Genomic DNA, 17,897 nt, shown 5'->3' with positions numbered 1-17,897 from the left:
GCGTTATAGTCGCCTCATGAGTTCAGAAACACTCGCTCCCCTCGACACCGACGTACTTGCGCGCAGGTTTGCGTGCCTGGGTGATCCGACGCGGCTGCGAGTGCTCCGACTTGCTGCCGGCGGTCCGATCGACGTCGACACGATTGCACACGCCGCATCACTCGAGCCGTCGGCGTTGAGTGCCCACCTCGAGGCCTTGATCGAGGTCGGTATTGTCGAGGCTTCGGTGCGTGAAGGCACTTCGGTTGTCAGTGTTGCCGGAACGGCATACTCCGATCTGATGGCAGCGGCCGCCGTCGTGGCTGCTCGTGGTCCGGTCGAAGACACACTGGGAGTTCTTCCCGATGACGTGGTGGTGCGCCGCATGGAATCCGGCGACTGGGATGCCGTCCGCTCGATCTACCGCGAAGGAATCGACACCGGAACCGCGACGTTCACCACCTCGGTGCCATCCGCCGAGAAGCTCGACGCGCAATGGTTACCCGATCATCGATGGGTGGCCGAGATCGACGGCCGCGTCGAAGGCTGGGCGAGCCTCAGCCCGGTGTCCTCGCGAGACTGCTACCGCGGGGTCGCCGAGAACTCCATCTACATCGGTAGCGGCGCTCGCGGGCGCGGCGTGGGCAAGCTGCTGCTTCGCCGACAGGTGCAAGCCGCCGACGCCAGTGAGATCTGGACAGTGCAGTCGTCGATTTTCCCGGAGAACCGGGCAAGCGTCGCCTTGCATCAGGCCGTCGGATTCCGAGTCGTCGGCACTCGGTCGCGTATCGCTCAACTGGGTGGGCGGTGGCGTGACACGTTGTTCCTCGAACGTCGCAGCGAGGACGCTGACATCTGAGAAGAGACGCTCAGCCCTTGGCAGCGCTGATTCCCGCGCGTCGCCCGTAGAAGCTGCCGTCTCCGAGGGACGTTCCGGAGGCATACCCTCCAGCGCAGACACCGGCGGTGCATCGTCCAGCGGCAAACAGACCCGGGATCGGTTCGCCGGAGACGTGCATGACCTCCGAGTTGATCGACGTGCGCAGACCGCCGAGCGTGAAACCGGCGGTGAAATTGCGAAGATCGAGCGCGGCGACGGGTGAGCCGATCGGCTTGACCCACTCCTTCTTCTTTCCCAGTACCGGGTCCTCACCACGCGCGGCGTGGCGGTTGTAGACCTCTACGGTCGACTGGAGGGTGCCTTCCGGCAGACCCATGTCGGATTCGAGTTCCTCGACGGTCTCGGCCACCCACTTGGGCTGGAATCTGAAGAACGGTGTGGAACTGTCGGCGGCGCAGCCCTCTTCGTAGGAAGCTTCGTCGATGATCAGGTAGGCCTGATTCTCGTTGCGCAGCAGCGTCTCCTGGCCGATTCGTCCCGGGTACGTGTCCTCGTTGACGTAGCGCTGGCCGCGTCCGTTGACGAGAATGCCGCGGATCATCAACTGGGGGTCGCCGAAGAATGCGACCTCGGTGGCGTCCATGTGCGCGAGGTCGGCCCCGAGAGCCTGCGCCATCTGGATGGACTTTCCGTCGTGCTCTTCGATAGCCGCACCGGGGCGCCCGATCAGCCGTGGGGCGTACGACTGGATCATCGCTTCGTTGTAGGCGAAGCTTCCCGTCGCCAGTACGACACCCGTGCGTGCTCGAACTGCCACTTCCTTGCCGTACTGCTTGGCGATGATGCCGACCACTCGATCTCCGTCGACGACCAGGCGCTGGACTCGCATGTCGTATTCTGCTCGTACGCCGAGGCTTTCGGCCGTCTCGATCAGTGGCTTCATCAACATGAAACCACCGCCCTTCTCCCCGGTGCGCTTGCCGCTCATCTGTGGAACGTGCCCGCGAGGGGCCGGTGTCGCGATCGTGTTGAACGGTGCCGAGTTCTCGCCGCCGGAATACATGAGTCCGTCGTCGAAGGGTGTTTCCCAGCCGGGTTGGCCGTAGAAACTCTCCTTGAACGGCACACCGTTGTCGACGAGCCAGTTGTAGTGCTCGACGCTGCCTTCGCAGTAGTCGGTGATCTTCTCCTCGTCGGCGCCGGGACCGAGTGCGGCCATCATGAACGATTTCATGTTGGCGGGGGAGTCCTCGAACCCGAGTGCCTGCTGCAACGGGGTCCCGCCGCCCAGATAGATGAATCCGCCTGCCAGCGCCGCAGCGCCGCCCCAGCCGCTCGTGCGCTCGAGCACCAACACGTCGGCGCCCGCTCGCGCGGCCTCGATCGAAGCACTCACTCCGGCAATGCCGTAGCCGGCGACGACGACGTCAGCCTCGAAGTGCCACTGCTCGATGTTTGCGGAGGACTGCGGACGGATTGAGCTGGCCTCGGCCATGGATTCGGATCCTTCGCTCTTCTGGTTGATTGGTGGGGGAATCGGTGGGTGTGATCGATGCCCTGATGGCAGTATCTCGACCGAAAGTCAGTCGGTGTCCGTTTTCGCGGAATCGGCCGCGGCCTTCTCCTTGGCGCGCGCGGCTTTACGTCTGTCGGCCTTCACGGCGATCAGCGCATTGTTGAGCCCGGTGGCCAGCGGCCAGCCGACGTAGTGGCACAGGAAGATTGCGGCCTCTTCGAACTGCTGCTCGGTCAACTCCTCGTTGTGGAGAGCAGCGTTGATCTGGATCTTCGCCACATCGTTCTGCCCCTGGGCGGTGATGGCACCGATCAGGAGTAGTCGTCGATCACGTACCGACAGTCCCGGTCGCGTCCAGATGTCGGCAAAGAGGTGGTCGGCGGTGACCGCGAAGAAGTCGCCGGGAACGTCGGCGGGAAGCTCCCAGCCGTACACCTCGTTCATCTTCGCGACGCCACGAGCACGGGCCTCGGAGATGCGGCTTTCGTCGGTTCCACCGGCATCGGTCATGTGAGTGATGTCGGTCATGCGTGCTCCCGAGTAGTAGATGCCGTTGAAGGTTCGGCCGGCCTGACTTCGCTGTCATTCCCGACGCCCAGACCGGCACCGAGTCCGGCGAGCGCAAGGTGCGCGAGCGGCAGGTCGAGATTCAGCCGATCACCGAGGTCGATGGCCAAGGCCAAGTCCTTCTCCCCGAGATTGCGAACATGCCGCAGTATCGAGAACCACGGGTCGTCCTCCGAGACCGGTGCGGTGGTGTCGCGGAGCATGATCGCGCCCGCGCCACCGGTGATCGCATCGGTGTGCCTGACGACCTTTCCGAGCGTGCGGAGATCGAGTCCTGCTGCTTCGGCGAGTCGCGCGGCCTCGGTCGTGGCGGTGAACGAGACGAAGTGAAGAAGGTTGCGTGCGAGCTTCATTCGCGTTCCCGCGCCGACGTCACCGGCGTGAACCACCAGCTCGGCCCAGGATCCGAAGGGCTCGCGGACGGCTTCGAACGCCTCGTCGGAGCCGCCGATCATCACTGCCAGCCTGCCCTGCGCTGCGCCGCCGGCACCGCCACTGATCGGCGCGTCGACCAGCAGAACACCACGCTGTTGACAGATGTCAGCGAGTTCCACCGCCGTGGTGTCCGAGATAGTGGAGTGAATCGCGACGACAGTGCCTGGCTGTGCGGTCGACAGAATCCCGTGCGGCCCGCACACAACCTCGCGTACCTGCGCGTCGTCGAGCACCGTGACGGAGATGATGCTCGCCTGCGCTGCAACGTCGGCGGGCGTCGATGCTGCGCTCGCGCCCGCAGCGGTGAACGGTTCGAGCGCTTCTGCGCGGGCATCACACACCACCAGTCCGCCCGGCCAGTCCAGGAGGCGCTGCGCCATCGGCGCGCCCATGTTGCCTAGGCCGATGTATCCCAGTCTGGTTTTCGAAGCGCTGGCTTTCGGCGCCGATTGCGTCATGACCGGTACACCTGGCCTCCGTCGACGTTGAAGATCTGCCCGGTCACCCAGCCTGCGTCGTCGGAGAGGAGGAACAGGCACATGCCGACGAGATCGTCCGGTGTTCCCATGCGCTGCAACGGGATTCGTTTCACCATGTCCTTGACGATGTTGCCGGGGGTGACGGTTCGAGTCGCCTCCGTGTCGATAGGGCCGGGAGCGATGGCGTTGATCCGGATGTTCGACCAGCCGAGTTCGGTCGCGAGTTGTTGTGTCAGGCTGTTGACGCCGGCCTTCGCGAGTCCGTAGTAATTCGAGTACAGCCAGGCTGCTGTGGAGGACTGGTTGACGATCGAACCGCCCTTCGCTCGCATGTGAGGTACTACCGCCCGGCACACGTGCAATGCGCCGTCCATGTTGACGCTCATGAACTTTCGGTAGTAGTCCCAGTCCACCGTCAACAGGGAATCGATCTTCATTCCGCCGTAGATGGCAGCGTTGTTCACCAGGTGCTCGATGCTGCCGAACTGCTCGATCGTGAAGTCGGCGAGTGCCGCAGTCGACTCCCCGTCGGCGACGTCGACGTCCTTGAACACGGCATTTCCGCCGTCCGCGTTGATCTGCTTGGCGACTGCTTCACCGAGTTCGCGATTGAGGTCCGCCACGACCACGTTGGCCCCCTCCGCGGCCAGAGCGCGGGCATACGCCTCTCCGATACCCTGCGCTGCTCCGGTGACTATCGCGGTGCGACCGTCGAAACGTCCCATGTCGACCTACTTTCGTGGTGATCATTCTGTGGTGAGGGTGTGGGGTGAGGGTGTGGAATGTCAGGAAGGTGAAGCGACGAGCTTGGTTTCGAGGTATTCCTCGAAACCCGCGAGGCCCATTTCGCGGCCGATCCCGGATTGTTTGTAGCCGCCGAACGGTGCGTCGGCCGAATACCAGACGCCGCCGTTGACGCTCAGCGTTCCGGTTCTGACACCGGCAACGACGTGCGCGACGCGATCGGGATCGGTGCCCCACACCGACCCGGACAGGCCGTAGGGGGAATCGTTGGAAATCCGGATAGCGTCGTCGTCGTTGTCGTACGGAAGGATCACGAGGACGGGCCCGAAAATCTCCTCCTGCGCTACGCGAGACGAGTTGTCCAGCCCGGCAATGAGAGTGGGTTCGACGAAGAAACCCCTCTCGCGATCGTCGGGACGGCCCCCACCCGTCACGATCGTGCCGCCCTCTTCGACCGCGAGGGCGAGGTAGCTCTCCACCCTGGCGCGCTGGCGCGCCGAGATGACCGGGCCACACACCGTTCCGCGCGCGCTGGGGTCGCCGGCTCGGATACCCGCCATCGCGGCAGATGCCGCGGCCAGAGCATCGTCGTACCGAGAGCGCGGCACCAGAAGTCTGGTACTTAGCGCGCATCCCTGACCGGCATGAACGCAGACGGAGAACGCGGCAACCGAGCATGCACCCTTGATGTCCGCATCGTCGAGGACGATGAATGCGGACTTACCCCCGAGTTCGAGGAAGACCTTCTTGAGGGTTTGCGCGGCCGTGGCCATCACTGTGCGTCCGGTGGCGGTGGAACCGGTGAAGGACACGAGATCGACGCGCGGATCGCTGCACAGCTGCGCGCCTAGGGAGTGATCCGTCGACGTCACGACGTTGACTACGCCGGCCGGGATCTCGGTTTCTTCTGCAATCACCTTGGCGACCAGCGCGGCGCACCAGGGCGTGTCCGGCGCGGGTTTGAGAACGATGGTGTTGCCGGCTGCGAGGGCGGGACCGAGCTTGGCGAAATTGATCTGGTGCGGAAAGTTCCACGGTGTGATTGCGCCGACGACGCCGACGGCTTCCTTGAGCAGTCGGCGATGGGTCGGAATCCCCATGGGTGACGCGTGCCCGAGATCTTGTTCCCACGAATAGGTTTCGATCAGATCGGCCCAGTAGCGAAGATCTTCGATCGGGCCTTCGAGTTGCGGACCGCTCGTCAGCATGACCGGTGCGCCGACCTCGGCGACGGTGATCTCACGCAACTCCTCGATGTGGGACTGGAGTGCATCGCACAGTTGGCGCAGGCAGCGAGCGCGAAACCCGTGATCGCGTGCCCATTCGGTGTCGTCGAACGCACGGCGCGCAGCGGCGATGGCCGCGTCCATGTCCGCGGCGGTGCCTTCGGCCGCACGGCCGATCAGTTCCTCGGTCGCCGGGTTGAAAACTTCGAAGGTCCCGCCGGATCCGGGAACCAGTTTTCCGTCGACGAGAAGTGCAGAACTGTCTGCGGGTCGAAGCGTCATAGCGCAAACCTTCTCTTTCTGGACATGTGTCTGGACTCTAGTTCACACTTGTGGTTGAGGCAATGGTTTTTGGGGCATAAGAGATTTCGAGAGCCCAGCAGTCTCGAGAGGGTCTCGGATCTGCTTCGACGAAAAGCGCCTCGTGTCCGGTGCGGCGCCGCTACGGTTCACCGCACATTCACAACCACGTCTTCACATCCACAGGAGAGAGGTCGAAATGAACAGAGTTGACGGAAAAGTGGTGTTGGTGACCGGCGCTGCTCGAGGTCAGGGGCGCAGTCATGCCGTCCGTCTCGCGCAGGAGGGCGCGCACATCATCGCCTTCGATCTGTGCGCAGACATCGCCAGCAACGAATACCCGCTCGCCAGTCCTGCCGATCTGGAGGAAACGGCTCGCCTGGTGAAAGAGGCCGGGCAGCAGGTGGTGACGGCGCGTGTCGACGTCCGTGATCGCGCCGGACTCGAAACAGCACTTGCCGAGGCGGTAGGGCAGTTGGGCGGATTGCATGTCGTCGTGGCGAACGCCGGTATCTGTCCGCTCGGCAAACACGTGTCGACCGCCGGTTTCGTCGACGCCTTCGATGTGAACTTTCTCGGTGTCGTCAATACAGTGCACGCGTCGATGGAATACCTCGGCGAAGGGGGTTCGATCATCGCGATCGGATCTGTTGCCGGTCTGGTGCCGCAGACCGGATTCAACGGGCAACAGGCGCTCCAGGGTCCGGGTGGCGACGGATACGGCTTGGCCAAGAAGCTGATTCAGGCCTATACCAGTTCGTTGGCGCTGACCCTCGGGCCGAGTTCCATTCGCGTCAACGCGATTCATCCGACCAATGTGAACACCGACATGTTGCAGAGCATGCCGATGTACCGGACGTTCCGTCCCGACCTCGAGAATCCGACGGCCGAGGATGCGGCTGTGACGTTCCCGTTCATGCAGGCGATGCCGACCCCGTGGGTCGAACCCGCGGACATCTCGCATGCAGTCGTGTACCTGTCCTCGGACGAGTCGCGATTCGTCACCGGTCAGCAACTGCGCGTGGACGCTGGTGCCGGGATGAAGATCGGTCTGTAGTAGAACTTTTCGTGTCGCTGCTGCCTGTTCGTGGTGAATTTTCCAAGTTTCCCCATTTCGTTGCCCTGGACAGGACGCTGTAGTAACGTCCAGACACGTGTCCAGCAAACGGGGCGATTCAAGTGGCGGGGGATCGATTGTCTACGAATCCACTCGCAGGCGCCTCACGGGCAAACAGGCGGAAACTGTGGCCAGGCTTGCCGAAGCAACAGTGAAAGTTCTACGCAAACAAGAGTTTTCCGGACTGACTGTCCGTTCGGTTGCGGCCGAAGCGGGCGTAGGAACTGCGACCGCCTACACGTATTTCGCGTCCAAGGAGCATCTCGTCGCAGAGGTTTTCTGGCGAAGACTTCAGAACTCGTCGGCGCCTGATGGCTCAGGGTTGGATCGCACCGCGCACGTGCTGTCTGTACTTCGAAATATCGCGCTGCTTCTCGCGGACGAACCGGAGGTATCGGCCGCCGTGACCAATGCACTGCTCGGATCCGATCCTGAAGTGGAACATCTTCGCGGCCGGATCGGACTCGAGATCCATCAACGACTCGCCTCGGCGTTGGATCCGAATGGCGAACCCGAAGTGTTGGAAGCGCTCGAAATGCTTTATGCCGGGGCGCTTCTGCGCGCAGGAATCGGCTACGGAACCTACGCGCAAATCGCTGGACGCCTCGAGGCCTCAGCTCTACTGATCCTGGAGAAATCATGACAGAAGCTTTGATCGATCCGGTGGTCTTCAATCCGTACGACTACCACTTTCACGACGATCCGTATCCGACGTACAAGCGTCTGCGCGAAGAATCACCCCTGTATCACAATCCGGGCGTGGGCTTTTGGGCATTGTCGCGATATGCGGACGTGGTCGACGGATTCAAGGACAACAAGCGTCTGTCGAGCGCAAACGGAGTATCACTCGACCCCGCTGCATACGGTCCACACGCGCATTATGTGATGTCGTTTCTCGCTATGGATGATCCCCGCCATATGCGGTTGCGCCAGTTGGTTTCTCGCGGATTCACACCGCGGCGTGTTGCGGAGCTCGACGGCCGGATACTCGAACTGACGAAGCAACATCTGATACCCGCGCTGGGCGCGGGGGAGTTCGACTGGATTACGGAGGTGGCGGGAAAGCTGCCGATGGACGTCATCTCCGAACTCATGGGTGTCCCCGAACCCGACCGAGCCGAACTGCGGCGCAAGGCGGATCTGGTGGTGCATCGAGAGGCGGGTGTTCTCGACGTGCCGCAACCTGCGGTGGAGGCTTCGATCAGTTTGATGGGCTACTACAAGGAGATGATCGCGCAGCGTCGCCGATCGCGGACGGACGATCTGACCTCGGCCTTGCTCGACGCCGAGATCGACGGAGACAAGCTTTCGGACCAGGAGATCCTCGGATTCATGTTTCTGATGGTCGTGGCCGGAAACGAGACCACGACCAAGCTTCTCGGAAACGCTCTGTACTGGGGTTCGCACCACCGGGAGCAGATCGCACCGGTCCTCGACGATCCCGAACGAGCCTCGGAATGGGTGGAAGAGACTCTTCGCTACGACACGTCGAGTCAGATCGTGGCTCGGACTTCGGTTGTCGACCTCGAATACCACGGGCGCACCATTCCGGCGGGGGAGAAGGTCCTGCTCCTGATCGGATCGGCCAACCGAGACGCCGACGTCTTCGACGATGCCGACAGCTTCCAGATCGGCCGGAGTTCGTCGGGCAAACTCGCGAGTTTCGGTGGTGGCGTGCACTTCTGCCTCGGTGCCCACCTTGCCAAGCTCGAAGCCAAGATCGCCCTGGCGGAGTTCGGGCGTCGGGTCAGCGACTACGAAGTCGTCGAGTCCGGAATCGAGCGTGTTCATTCGACAAATGTCCGGGGCTTTGCGGCCCTGCCGGTGAAAGTGCAGGTGCGCTGATGCCTCGTTTCGAACCCAATCCCGTTCGCCGGCCGGCACTGATCAGTGGTGCGTCGTCGGGAATCGGCACAGCCACCGCGTATGCCCTGGCCGAACTCGGGCATCCGGTTGCACTCGGTGCGCGTCGAGTCGCCGAATGCGAAGCCATCGCCGAGAAGATCCGCAGCAACGGTGGTGAAGCGTTCGCCCACTTCCTCGACGTCACGGACGGTGATTCGGTCGACGGGTTCGTCTCGGCCGCAGAGGCAGTCCACGGCCCCGCGGAAATCGTCGTCTCCGGTGCCGGAGACCTCGAATTCGGGGCTGCGGACGAGATGAATCCTGAGGCGTTTCTACGGCAGATCCAAGTTCACCTCGTCGGTGCGCAGCGATTGGCGCATCGCGTACTCCCCGGTATGAGGCAACGACAGCGCGGTGACTTCGTACTGATCGGCTCGGATTGTGCCGAGCGCCAGCGTCCACTCATGGGTGCGTACGACGCAGCGAAGGCCGGGCTCGAGGCAATGGGGCGTCAGATGCGAATGGAGCTCGAGGGAACAGGCATTCGCGCGTCGATCGTGCGACCCGGGCCGACACTGACCGGCATGGGGATGGACACGACGCCGGAGATCATCGGACCGGTCGGGGAATCGTGGAGCAAGTGGGGGTTCGCCCGCCATGGTTACTTTCTGCGCGCCTCGGACATCGCCAATGCCATCGTCGCCGTTGTGTCGGCGCCGCGAGGAGCACACATCGTGCTCGTCGAAGTTCAGCCCGAGGCGCCACTGGACAAACTTCCCACTGCGAACTCACAGGAGACGACATGACGCACGGAGTGCAAGAGACGTCGCGAACACTGCCCGAGCCGCCGCGGGTGTCCGGCGGGGACCTCCCGCACGGGCATCTCGAGGAACTGCGAACCGACCCGATAGCGCTCATGCGCCGGGTGCGTGAGGAATGTGGTGACGTCGGCGCCTTTCAACTTGCCGACCGCACAGTGATCTTGCTGTCCGGAGCCGAGGCAAACGAGTTCTTCTTCCGCTCCACCGACGAGGATCTCGACCAACAAGCGGCTTACCCCTTCATGAAGCCGATATTCGGTGAAGGCGTCGTCTTCGACGCCAGCCCGGAGCGGCGTAAAGAGATGCTGCACAACTCGGCTCTGCGCGGCGAACAGATGCGCGGGCACGCCGCCACGATCGGCCGCGAAGTCGAGGCGATGGTCGCGCAGTGGGGAGACGAAGGCGAGATCGATCTGCTCGACTTCTTCGCCGAGCTGACCATCTACACCTCGTCGGCGTGCCTGATCGGCAAGAAGTTCCGCGACGAACTGGACGATAGCTTCGCCAAGCTGTATCACGAGCTCGAACAGGGAACGGATGCATTGGCTTTCGTGGATCCGTACGCGCCGATCGAGAGTTTCCGCCGCCGCGACGAGGCCCGGTTGGCGTTGGTCGCTCTGGTACAGGACATCATGAACGGGCGCATCGCGAATCCTCCGCAGGGCAAGGATGACCGCGACATGTTGGACGTGTTGGTCTCGGTCAAGGACGAGAACGGCGACCTCCGGTTCAGTGCCGACGAGATCACCGGAATCTTCATCTCGATGATGTTCGCCGGCCACCACACGACTTCCGGCACGGCAGCGTGGTCGCTGATCGAGATGTTGCGGCATCCCGACACCATGACGGACGTCGTCGACGAACTCGACAATCTGTACTCCGACGGCGCCGATATCAGTTTTCATGCCCTGCGCCAGATTCCGGTTCTTGAGGCTGTGGTCAAGGAAACCCTTCGACTGCATCCGCCGTTGATCATCCTTTTGCGGGTGGCACGTGGAGATTTCGAAGTGGGCGGCTTCGAGATCCGAGAGGGCCATCTTGTCGCCGCGACACCCGCGATCTCCAATCGAATCGCCGAGGACTTTCCCCGGCCGGACACCTTCGATCCCGGGAGGTACATCGACCCGAATCAAGAGGACATCGTCAACCGCTGGACGTGGATTCCGTTCGGAGCCGGCCGGCATCGCTGCGTCGGCGCTGCGTTCGCCCAGATGCAGCTCAAAGCGATCTTCTCGATCCTGCTGCGGGACTTCGAGTTCGAGATGGCGCAGCCGTCGGAATCCTACCGAAACGACCACAGCAAGATGGTCGTCCAGTTGCAGCAGCCGTGCGCGGTGAGGTACCGGCGCCGAACACGTCCCGGGCGTGAGGGGTGATCATGCACGTCGAAGTCGACCTCGACCTGTGCCAAGGCCATGCGGCATGCGAGCTGGAGGCACCGGAGATCTTTGTCGTCCCGAAGCGGGGGAAGGTCAGTCTTCTGGACTCGGACCCACCCGAGTCGCTCCGCGGTGAAGCCGAGATGGCGGTCAGGTACTGCCCGACCGGCGCCCTGAGAATTGTCGATTGATTGCAGCGAATTCATGTGCTCGAGGGAGGAAGTTCAGATGACGGGTTTCGACCGCGCAGAGCTCGACGAGATGGTCCAACGCTGGATCGAGGCAAACAAAAAGGCCGAAGCCGCCGGCGATTGGAAACCGTTGGCGGACATGTATACCGAGGACGCCACGTACGGGTGGAACTACGGCCCCAAGCAGGATTTCATGGCGGTGGGGCGCGAGGAGATTCGCGAAGTCGCGCTCGGTCTCGAGATGAAGGGCCTCGAAGGCTGGGAGTATCCGTATCAAGACTTTGTGATCGACGACCGTAGCGGAAACGTGATCGGCTTGTGGAAGCAGATTTCCGATGCCAAGCGTGAGGACGGTAGCAACTACTCCGTCTACGGTATCGGTGGTAGTTGGTTCCGCTACGGCGGGGATTTCCAATGGTCGTGGCAGCGTGACTTCTTCGACTTCGGGAACGTGTCGGCACTGTTCATGGAGATGATCGGCAACAACGCTCTCTCGAAGGGGATGCAGGGCCGGATCCAGCGATCGATCTCGGGCGACCCGCTACCGGGCTGGTATCCGGTGGGCACCGCGCCGGTTTCGCTGTGGTGAGTCCGATGTCGGTGCGCGATTCCTTCGAGGCACTCTCGCAGCGCGACCTTGCCGTGCTGGTGCCCGAGTTGCTCCTGTGCGGGCAGCTGATCGATCGCTCGGGCATGGCGCATCTGATCGTCGAATTCGGACGCGAGGGTATGGCACAGGTGGCCGTCGAGGAGTGGGAGTCGGCCAGCCCCTGGTACACCCGCCGCATGCAGAAGGCTCTCGGATACGAGGGCGACGACGTCGTGACGATCTTCAAAGGATTACAACTCGACATCGGCGCTCCTCCACAGTTCATGGACTTCCGATACCGGGTCGACGATCCGCTGCACGGTGAATTCTGGCTCGACCATTGCGGAGCACTCATGGACGTCGAGCCGTTGGGCGATGAGTTCGTGACCTCGATGTGTCACGACATCGAGGATCCGACTTTCGATGCAACGGCTATCGCGACCAACCCGCGCGCCCAGATCCGGCCGATTCACCGACCACCGCGCAGGCCCGCCGACCGACATCCGCACTGCGCCTGGACCGTGTCCATCGACCCGTCGCACACGCCTCCCGTGATGACCGCGCACACCGAGCAGATCGGAAGCACCGCCGCGGTGACGGTCGAGCTGAGCCCGATCGATCACGGTGGGGACGGTAGGGCGGACTACTCGGGTCCGTTGTTGTCCGACCTGAGGTTTTCCGACTTCTCGCGATCAGCCTTGGTTCGTATCGCAGAGGAGATCTGCGTGCAGCATCATCTGTTGGCGTTGGGCTTTCTGGCAGCGGTTCGCCGCCGTGCCGACGAAGACAAGGCTCGCGAGATCACGCGAAAGCAATTGACCGGAATCGCGGGAGTTGCGGCACAGCGTATTCGAGATGCGCTCGGGCTTCCTTCGACGCTGGAATCGTTGGCATTGGTCCTGTCCGTGCATCCCTTGCTGAATCCGAAGCAGTATGTGGAGAGCGAGATTCGACAGGACGGCGGTGCTCTGGAGCTGCGGATCTCGCGAGAAGCTCTTGTCGACCGCGACGGCGGTTGGCCGACCTTGCTCGGCAGCGAGCACCTCGATCCTCTCCAAGCTTTGGTCCGCGGCGTGAATCCGCACTTCACCGTGAGAGTGGTGGCCGAAGATGCCGCGGGGCTTCTTCTGGCCGTCGACATCACCGAAGCTCCCGCTCCGGAATGCGTCGAAGTCGCCATCACGAAGGTCAGTACCGGCGCGGCATTCGTATTCGAAGATCGCGGAATCCCCTTGCCTCTCTTCGTCGTCTGACCGGCCGAACCCGAAGGACTCAACCTATGGCGTACACGTTTGCAGACCTGTTCGAGCATTCCGTCGATGTGATGCCCGATCGCCTCGCGCTGATCGTTTCCGGCGAGGAGGTGACATACCGTGAGCTCGACGAGCGGGCCAACCGATTGGCGCATTACTTCCAGTCCGTCGGGTTGGGTGTCGGTTCGCACATCGGTATTCAGCTGCACAACTCGATCGAGGCGATGGTTGCTGTCCTCGCGGCCTTCAAGATCCGCGGCGTTCCCATCACGGTGAACTACCGCTACACGAGCGACGAATTGGTTTATCTGTACGAGAACGCGGATCTCACGGCGTTGGTTTTCCATCGTGGTTTCGCTGAGCGGGTCGCCGAGGCCTTGGTGGCCGCGCCGCGGGTCAAGTACGTGATCGAGGCGGCGGACGAACTCGCTCTCGGGAACGAACCGTCGATTCCAGGGGCAGTGGCGTACGAGGATGCGCTCGGCAACCAATCCTCGCTTCGCACAGGTGAACATGCATTTCCCGAGCGTTCCGGCGATGACGTCTACGTTCTCTACACCGGCGGAACAACCGGACGACCGAAAGGCGTCGTCTGGCGGCAGGAAGACATCTGGCGCGTATTGGCCGGCGGTTACGACTTCTATTCGGGTGAGCCGATCGCCGACGAGTACCAGCAGTCGCGCGGTGGCGCCGCGGCAGCCGAACCGATGCGGTGGTGCATGCTTCCACCGCTGATCCACACCTCGGCACTGATGCCGACGTTCAACGCTCTGTTCTCCGGAAACACCGTCATCTTCGAACCGAAGTTCGATGCGGCACAGGTCTGGAAAGTCGTCGCCGAGTATCGGCCGCAGGTCATGGTCATCACCGGCGACGCCATGGGCCGTCCACTGGTCGAAGCCCATCACGAATTGCAACCGGATGGGTCGAGCCTGGCTGTGCTCGCCTCTGGCGCTGCGCTCTTCTCCGGATCGGTCAAAGATGCGTTCTTCGACGTCTTTCCGAATCTGATGATCTCCGATTCGGTTGGATCGTCCGAAACAGGCTTCGGCGGAATCGGATTCGCAACCAAAGGGCTCGAGCAGCGTGGCGGACCCAAAGTGGGTGCCAACAGATTCACGGTCGTCGTCGACGACGACAACCGTGTGTTGGAGCCGGGCTCGGGCGCCGAAGGATGGCTGGCGAAACTCGGAAACGTTCCACTCGGCTACTACAAGGATCCGGTGAAGTCGGCCGAGATATTCCGCGAGGTGAACGGCGCACGGGCAGTGGTGACCGGAGACCGGGCGCGGATCGAGGACGACGGCTCGGTCACCCTCCTCGGACGGGGAAACATGGTGGTCAACACCGGCGGCGAGAAGGTCTTCGTGGAAGAAGTCGAAGCCGTGGTGAAGGCCCATCCCGACATCTACGACGCGACAGTGATCGGTGTTCCGGACGAGCGGTGGGGCAATCGGGTGGCGGCAGTGCTTCGCATCCGCGACGGTGTGGAACCGGATTTCGAATCCATCGAGAAGCACGCCCGCAGTCACCTCGCCGGCTACAAGATTCCGCGTTCCTTCTGGATCGCCGACGAGGTCGTTCGAGCGCCGAGCGGCAAGCCGGACTACCGCTGGGCCAAGGAGTTCTCACAGAACAGCGACCCGGTCCACCGGATCGACTAGCGCTCACACGCAACACCCGGCACCCGGCACCCATCCGTAAAGGAGCATCTGCAATGCCTGAGATCGACCTTCCCGACGGGTTCGACGTGACCGACCCGCATCTGTACGGCGAGCGCGTCCCGCTTGCCGAGTTCGCCGAACTACGACGATGCGCTCCGGTCTGGTGGAACGCCCAGGAACCGGGTACCGGCGGATTTCACGACGGTGGTTGTTGGGTTGTCTCCCGCCACGCAGACGTCCGCGACGTCTCGTTGCGCAGCGAGGAGTTCTCGAGCAACGTCAACGGCTGCATTCCGCGGCATGAAGACAACATCTCGGCGGAGGAGTTGGAGGCGACAAAACACGTCCTCATCAACAAGGACGCCCCTGAGCACACACAGCTGCGCAAGTTGGTGGCGCGCTTGTTCACTCCGCGGTCGGTGGAAGCGATGCGGGCCGGGTTGGAAGCGCGGGCAGAAGACATAGCGTCGGCTGCCGTGGCGGAAGGTAGCGGTGATTTTGTCAGCCAGGTCGCCAGCGAGTTACCCATGCAGGCGATCTCGGAGCTGATCGGTGTACCGCAGGACGGGCGCCGTCAGCTGTACGAATGGTCGAATCAGATGACGGGATACGACGACGAGTCGCTCGCCGGCGAGTCTCGGATGGCGTCGGCGCAGATCCTGGGCTACGCCTATCAACTGGCTGAGGCGAGACGGGAGGAACCGCTCGACGACATCATCTCACGCTTGGTGCATGCCGACATCGACGGGCAGAAACTCACCCCGGAACAGTTCGGTTTCTTCGTCATCATGTTGGCTGTCGCGGGCAACGAAACGACGCGAAACGCAACGACACTCGGCATGATGGCATTTCTCGAGCATCCGGATCAGTGGGAACTGTACAAGCGTGAGCGTCCGCGCACCGCCGCGGACGAGATCATCCGCTGGGCTTCGCCACTGACGTCGATGCAACGAACAGCAGTGGTGGACACACAGATTGCCGGCACTGCGATTGCGAAGGGGCAGCGCGTCGTACTGCTCTACGGCTCGGCGAACTTCGACGAAACCGTCTTCGGGAACCCCGACGTCTTCGACATCACCCGAGACCCGAACCCGCACCTCGCGTTCGGAGGAACCGGGCCGCACTACTGCGTCGGCGCCAACCTGGCCAGAATGGAGGTCGATCTGATCTTCGGCAAGATCGCCGATCACATGCCCGACATCAGCAAGCTCGGCGATCCGAGCAGGCTCTCGTCCGGTTGGCTCAACGGGATCAAGGAATTCAAGGTCGACTACGGCAACTCCACGTCATGCCCTTCGGGGCATTGACGTGTACAGCGGAAGAGTTGCACTTGCGGGCCCGATGCGCGAACTCGGCCAGTTCTACCGGATGGGCGCCGATGTCGCAGTGGGCTTGTTCCGCACCCGCTTTCAGGTGCAGGAGTTTCTCGAGCAGAGTTGGATGATCGCCCGGGTGTCGATCGTGCCGACAGTGTTGGTAGCCGTGCCGTTCACGGTCCTGGTGAGTTTCACCCTCAACATCCTTCTCCGCGAAATCGGTGCCGCCGACCTCAGCGGCGCCGGGGCCGCGCTCGGTGCCGTGACTCAGGTCGGTCCGGTGGTGACGGTGCTGATCGTGGCAGGTGCGGGCGCGACAGCCATCGCCGCCGATCTGGGATCGAGAACGATTCGTGAAGAGATCGACGCCATGGAGGTGCTCGGGATCGATCCGATCACTCGGCTGGTGATTCCGCGGGTGGTCGCGTCGACCGTGGTGGCTTTGCTGCTCAACGGACTCGTCTGCGTCATCGGCATCGCCGGCGGTTACGCCTTCTCGGTGTTTCTCCAGGGCGTGAACCCTGGAGCCTTCGTCGAGGGAATCACGTTGCTGACCGGCCTGCCCGAGGTGGCGTTGTCGATGGTCAAAGCTGCACTGTTCGGGATGCTGGCGGGATTGGTGGCCTGCTATCGCGGACTGTCGGTACGGGGTGGGCCGAAAGGCGTGGGGGAGGCCGTCAACGAAACGGTGGTGTACGCATTCATGGCGTTGTTCGTCGTCAACACCATCGTCACCGCGGTCGGCATCCGATTGACGGCGGGGTGATCGAGGTGACGCTTTCGGATTCGCTGGCACAAATCGGCAAGTTCGGACGCACGCGGGCTCGGGTGGCTCGAACGTCACGCTCGATCGACGACGTCGGGCGACAAGCTGTCTTCTTCGCGCGCGCCATCGCTCACATCCCGTGGGCAATTCGCAAACACCCGAAAGAAGTGTTGAGGCTGGTAGCCGAGATCAGCATGGGCACCGGAGCTTTGGCAGTGATCGGCGGCACGGTTGCGGTCGTAGGATTTTTGACTCTCGCCTCGGGTGGCACCATTGCGATCCAAGGTTTCAGCTCACTGGGAAATATCGGAGTCGAAGCGCTCACCGGATTCTTCTCCGCCTTCATCAACGTTCGTATCGCTGCGCCGGTCATCGCGGGAATCGGCCTGTCGGCCACGATCGGAGCAGGTTCGACCGCGCAGATCGGTGCCATGCGCATCAGTGAGGAAATCGACGCCCTCGAATCGATGGCGATCAGTTCGGTCCCGTACGTCGTCAGCACCCGCGTCACCGCAGGGATGATCGCGATCTTGCCGCTGTACTCACTGGCGCTCGTAGGATCATTTCTGGCCGGACGATTCACCACGGTCGTGCTGTTCGGTCAGTCCTCGGGTCTTTACGACCACTACTTCACGACGTTCCTCGATCCGGTCGACGTCGCATGGTCCTTCGTTCAAGTGCTCGTGATGGCACTACTGGTGATGCTGATCCACACGTACTACGGATACAACGCGTCCGGGGGACCGTCGGGCGTGGGAACTGCAGTGGGCCGCGGGGTTCGGCTCTCGCTGATCTGCGTCGTGGCGGTGACCCTGCTCGTCTCACTCGCGCTCTACGGCGGTTCCGGCAACTTCAATCTGTCCGGTTAG

18 protein-coding genes are annotated in these 17,897 nt (G+C 62.6%); 13 read left to right on the top strand and 5 right to left on the bottom strand.

The features are described 5' to 3' along the window. Positions 1-16 precede the first annotated feature (16 nt). Positions 17-838, top strand: a complete 822-nt coding sequence (locus tag ATN37_RS04760; RefSeq protein ID WP_218694822.1) for a GNAT family N-acetyltransferase — start codon at positions 17-19, stop codon at positions 836-838. Positions 839-848: 10 nt separating this feature from the next. Here the strand turns inward: ATN37_RS04760 and ATN37_RS04755 are convergent, their stop codons facing one another. From ATN37_RS04755 to ATN37_RS04735, 5 genes are all read right to left on the bottom strand, one after another. Continuing rightward, positions 849-2,315, bottom strand: coding sequence for an FAD-dependent oxidoreductase (locus ATN37_RS04755; protein ID WP_058037534.1), 1,467 nt, complete (start codon positions 2,313-2,315; stop codon positions 849-851). Between the two features lie 87 nt (positions 2,316-2,402). Then, positions 2,403-2,864: a carboxymuconolactone decarboxylase family protein gene (locus tag ATN37_RS04750; protein ID WP_082654858.1), complete on the bottom strand. Its 462-nt coding sequence runs from the start codon at positions 2,862-2,864 to the stop codon at positions 2,403-2,405. After that, positions 2,861-3,796: an NAD(P)-dependent oxidoreductase gene (locus tag ATN37_RS04745; protein ID WP_064689614.1), complete on the bottom strand. Its 936-nt coding sequence runs from the start codon at positions 3,794-3,796 to the stop codon at positions 2,861-2,863. Before ATN37_RS04745 ends, ATN37_RS04750 begins: the two co-directional genes overlap by 4 nt. Beyond that, a complete protein-coding gene (locus tag ATN37_RS04740; protein WP_030536773.1) occupies positions 3,793-4,542 on the bottom strand; it encodes an SDR family oxidoreductase in 750 nt (249 codons plus the stop codon). The genes ATN37_RS04745 and ATN37_RS04740 overlap by 4 nt, the downstream gene beginning before the upstream one ends. Positions 4,543-4,602: 60 nt before the next feature. Next, a complete protein-coding gene (locus ATN37_RS04735) occupies positions 4,603-6,069 on the bottom strand; it encodes an aldehyde dehydrogenase (RefSeq protein WP_218694821.1) in 1,467 nt (488 codons plus the stop codon). Between the two features lie 217 nt (positions 6,070-6,286). On the opposite strand from ATN37_RS04735, the gene ATN37_RS04730 reads away from it, so the two are divergent. The 12 genes from ATN37_RS04730 to ATN37_RS04675 all read left to right on the top strand — a co-directional run bounded on the left by ATN37_RS04730 (position 6,287) and on the right by ATN37_RS04675 (position 17,897). Then, positions 6,287-7,144, top strand: a complete 858-nt coding sequence (locus ATN37_RS04730; protein ID WP_007728643.1) for a mycofactocin-coupled SDR family oxidoreductase — start codon at positions 6,287-6,289, stop codon at positions 7,142-7,144. A gap of 136 nt (positions 7,145-7,280) precedes the next feature. Further along, entirely contained in the window at positions 7,281-7,847 is a 567-nt protein-coding gene (locus ATN37_RS04725) for a TetR/AcrR family transcriptional regulator (protein WP_024487471.1), read from the top strand. Next, complete coding sequence (locus ATN37_RS04720) at positions 7,844-9,049, top strand: cytochrome P450 (RefSeq protein ID WP_218694820.1); 1,206 nt, start codon at positions 7,844-7,846, stop codon at positions 9,047-9,049. Before ATN37_RS04725 ends, ATN37_RS04720 begins: the two co-directional genes overlap by 4 nt. Further along, entirely contained in the window at positions 9,049-9,855 is an 807-nt protein-coding gene (locus ATN37_RS04715; RefSeq protein WP_003944110.1) for an SDR family oxidoreductase, read from the top strand. The genes ATN37_RS04720 and ATN37_RS04715 overlap by 1 nt, the downstream gene beginning before the upstream one ends. Next, positions 9,852-11,246 (top strand): cytochrome P450, encoded by a 1,395-nt coding sequence (locus ATN37_RS04710; RefSeq protein ID WP_007728646.1) that lies wholly within the window; start codon positions 9,852-9,854, stop codon positions 11,244-11,246. Before ATN37_RS04715 ends, ATN37_RS04710 begins: the two co-directional genes overlap by 4 nt. 2 nt (positions 11,247-11,248) lie before the next feature. Then, positions 11,249-11,440, top strand: a complete 192-nt coding sequence (locus tag ATN37_RS04705; protein ID WP_020907945.1) for a ferredoxin — start codon at positions 11,249-11,251, stop codon at positions 11,438-11,440. Positions 11,441-11,477: 37 nt separating this feature from the next. Next, positions 11,478-12,029 carry a hypothetical protein gene (locus tag ATN37_RS04700; RefSeq protein WP_007728648.1) on the top strand — a complete coding sequence of 184 codons (552 nt, stop codon included), beginning with the start codon at positions 11,478-11,480 and terminating at the stop codon, positions 12,027-12,029. Positions 12,030-12,034: 5 nt separating this feature from the next. Further along, entirely contained in the window at positions 12,035-13,282 is a 1,248-nt protein-coding gene (locus ATN37_RS04695; protein ID WP_081557939.1) for a hypothetical protein, read from the top strand. A 26-nt stretch (positions 13,283-13,308) separates the two neighbouring features. Then, positions 13,309-14,946 (top strand): acyl-CoA synthetase, encoded by a 1,638-nt coding sequence (locus ATN37_RS04690; protein WP_218694819.1) that lies wholly within the window; start codon positions 13,309-13,311, stop codon positions 14,944-14,946. 53 nt (positions 14,947-14,999) lie between these two features. Continuing rightward, positions 15,000-16,253, top strand: a complete 1,254-nt coding sequence (locus tag ATN37_RS04685; protein WP_030536770.1) for a cytochrome P450 — start codon at positions 15,000-15,002, stop codon at positions 16,251-16,253. 34 nt (positions 16,254-16,287) lie between these two features. Further along, positions 16,288-17,028, top strand: a complete 741-nt coding sequence (locus ATN37_RS04680) for an ABC transporter permease (RefSeq protein ID WP_030536769.1) — start codon at positions 16,288-16,290, stop codon at positions 17,026-17,028. Beyond that, a complete protein-coding gene (locus tag ATN37_RS04675; protein ID WP_003944051.1) occupies positions 17,025-17,897 on the top strand; it encodes an ABC transporter permease in 873 nt (290 codons plus the stop codon). Before ATN37_RS04680 ends, ATN37_RS04675 begins: the two co-directional genes overlap by 4 nt.

This window comes from Rhodococcus sp. MH15, assembly GCF_019266045.1.
GTDB classification, from domain to species: Bacteria; Actinomycetota; Actinomycetes; order Mycobacteriales; family Mycobacteriaceae; genus Rhodococcus_F; species Rhodococcus_F qingshengii.
Note: the sequence above shows the minus strand (reverse complement) of the source record. Positions and strands in the feature narration are given on the sequence as shown.

Coding starts and splice junctions, on each gene's coding strand:
- ATN37_RS04695 (WP_081557939.1), top strand. CDS start 12,035: ATGTCGGTGCGCGATTCCTTCGAGGCACTCTCGCAGCGCGACCTTGCC.
- ATN37_RS04690 (WP_218694819.1), top strand. CDS start 13,309: ATGGCGTACACGTTTGCAGACCTGTTCGAGCATTCCGTCGATGTGATG.
- ATN37_RS04705 (WP_020907945.1), top strand. CDS start 11,249: ATGCACGTCGAAGTCGACCTCGACCTGTGCCAAGGCCATGCGGCATGC.
- ATN37_RS04760 (WP_218694822.1), top strand. CDS start 17: ATGAGTTCAGAAACACTCGCTCCCCTCGACACCGACGTACTTGCGCGC.
- ATN37_RS04740 (WP_030536773.1), bottom strand. CDS start 4,542: ATGGGACGTTTCGACGGTCGCACCGCGATAGTCACCGGAGCAGCGCAG.
- ATN37_RS04715 (WP_003944110.1), top strand. CDS start 9,049: ATGCCTCGTTTCGAACCCAATCCCGTTCGCCGGCCGGCACTGATCAGT.
- ATN37_RS04755 (WP_058037534.1), bottom strand. CDS start 2,315: ATGGCCGAGGCCAGCTCAATCCGTCCGCAGTCCTCCGCAAACATCGAG.
- ATN37_RS04680 (WP_030536769.1), top strand. CDS start 16,288: ATGCGCGAACTCGGCCAGTTCTACCGGATGGGCGCCGATGTCGCAGTG.
- ATN37_RS04685 (WP_030536770.1), top strand. CDS start 15,000: ATGCCTGAGATCGACCTTCCCGACGGGTTCGACGTGACCGACCCGCAT.
- ATN37_RS04720 (WP_218694820.1), top strand. CDS start 7,844: ATGACAGAAGCTTTGATCGATCCGGTGGTCTTCAATCCGTACGACTAC.
- ATN37_RS04700 (WP_007728648.1), top strand. CDS start 11,478: ATGACGGGTTTCGACCGCGCAGAGCTCGACGAGATGGTCCAACGCTGG.
- ATN37_RS04750 (WP_082654858.1), bottom strand. CDS start 2,864: ATGACCGACATCACTCACATGACCGATGCCGGTGGAACCGACGAAAGC.
- ATN37_RS04710 (WP_007728646.1), top strand. CDS start 9,852: ATGACGCACGGAGTGCAAGAGACGTCGCGAACACTGCCCGAGCCGCCG.
- ATN37_RS04735 (WP_218694821.1), bottom strand. CDS start 6,069: ATGACGCTTCGACCCGCAGACAGTTCTGCACTTCTCGTCGACGGAAAA.
- ATN37_RS04745 (WP_064689614.1), bottom strand. CDS start 3,796: ATGACGCAATCGGCGCCGAAAGCCAGCGCTTCGAAAACCAGACTGGGA.
- ATN37_RS04730 (WP_007728643.1), top strand. CDS start 6,287: ATGAACAGAGTTGACGGAAAAGTGGTGTTGGTGACCGGCGCTGCTCGA.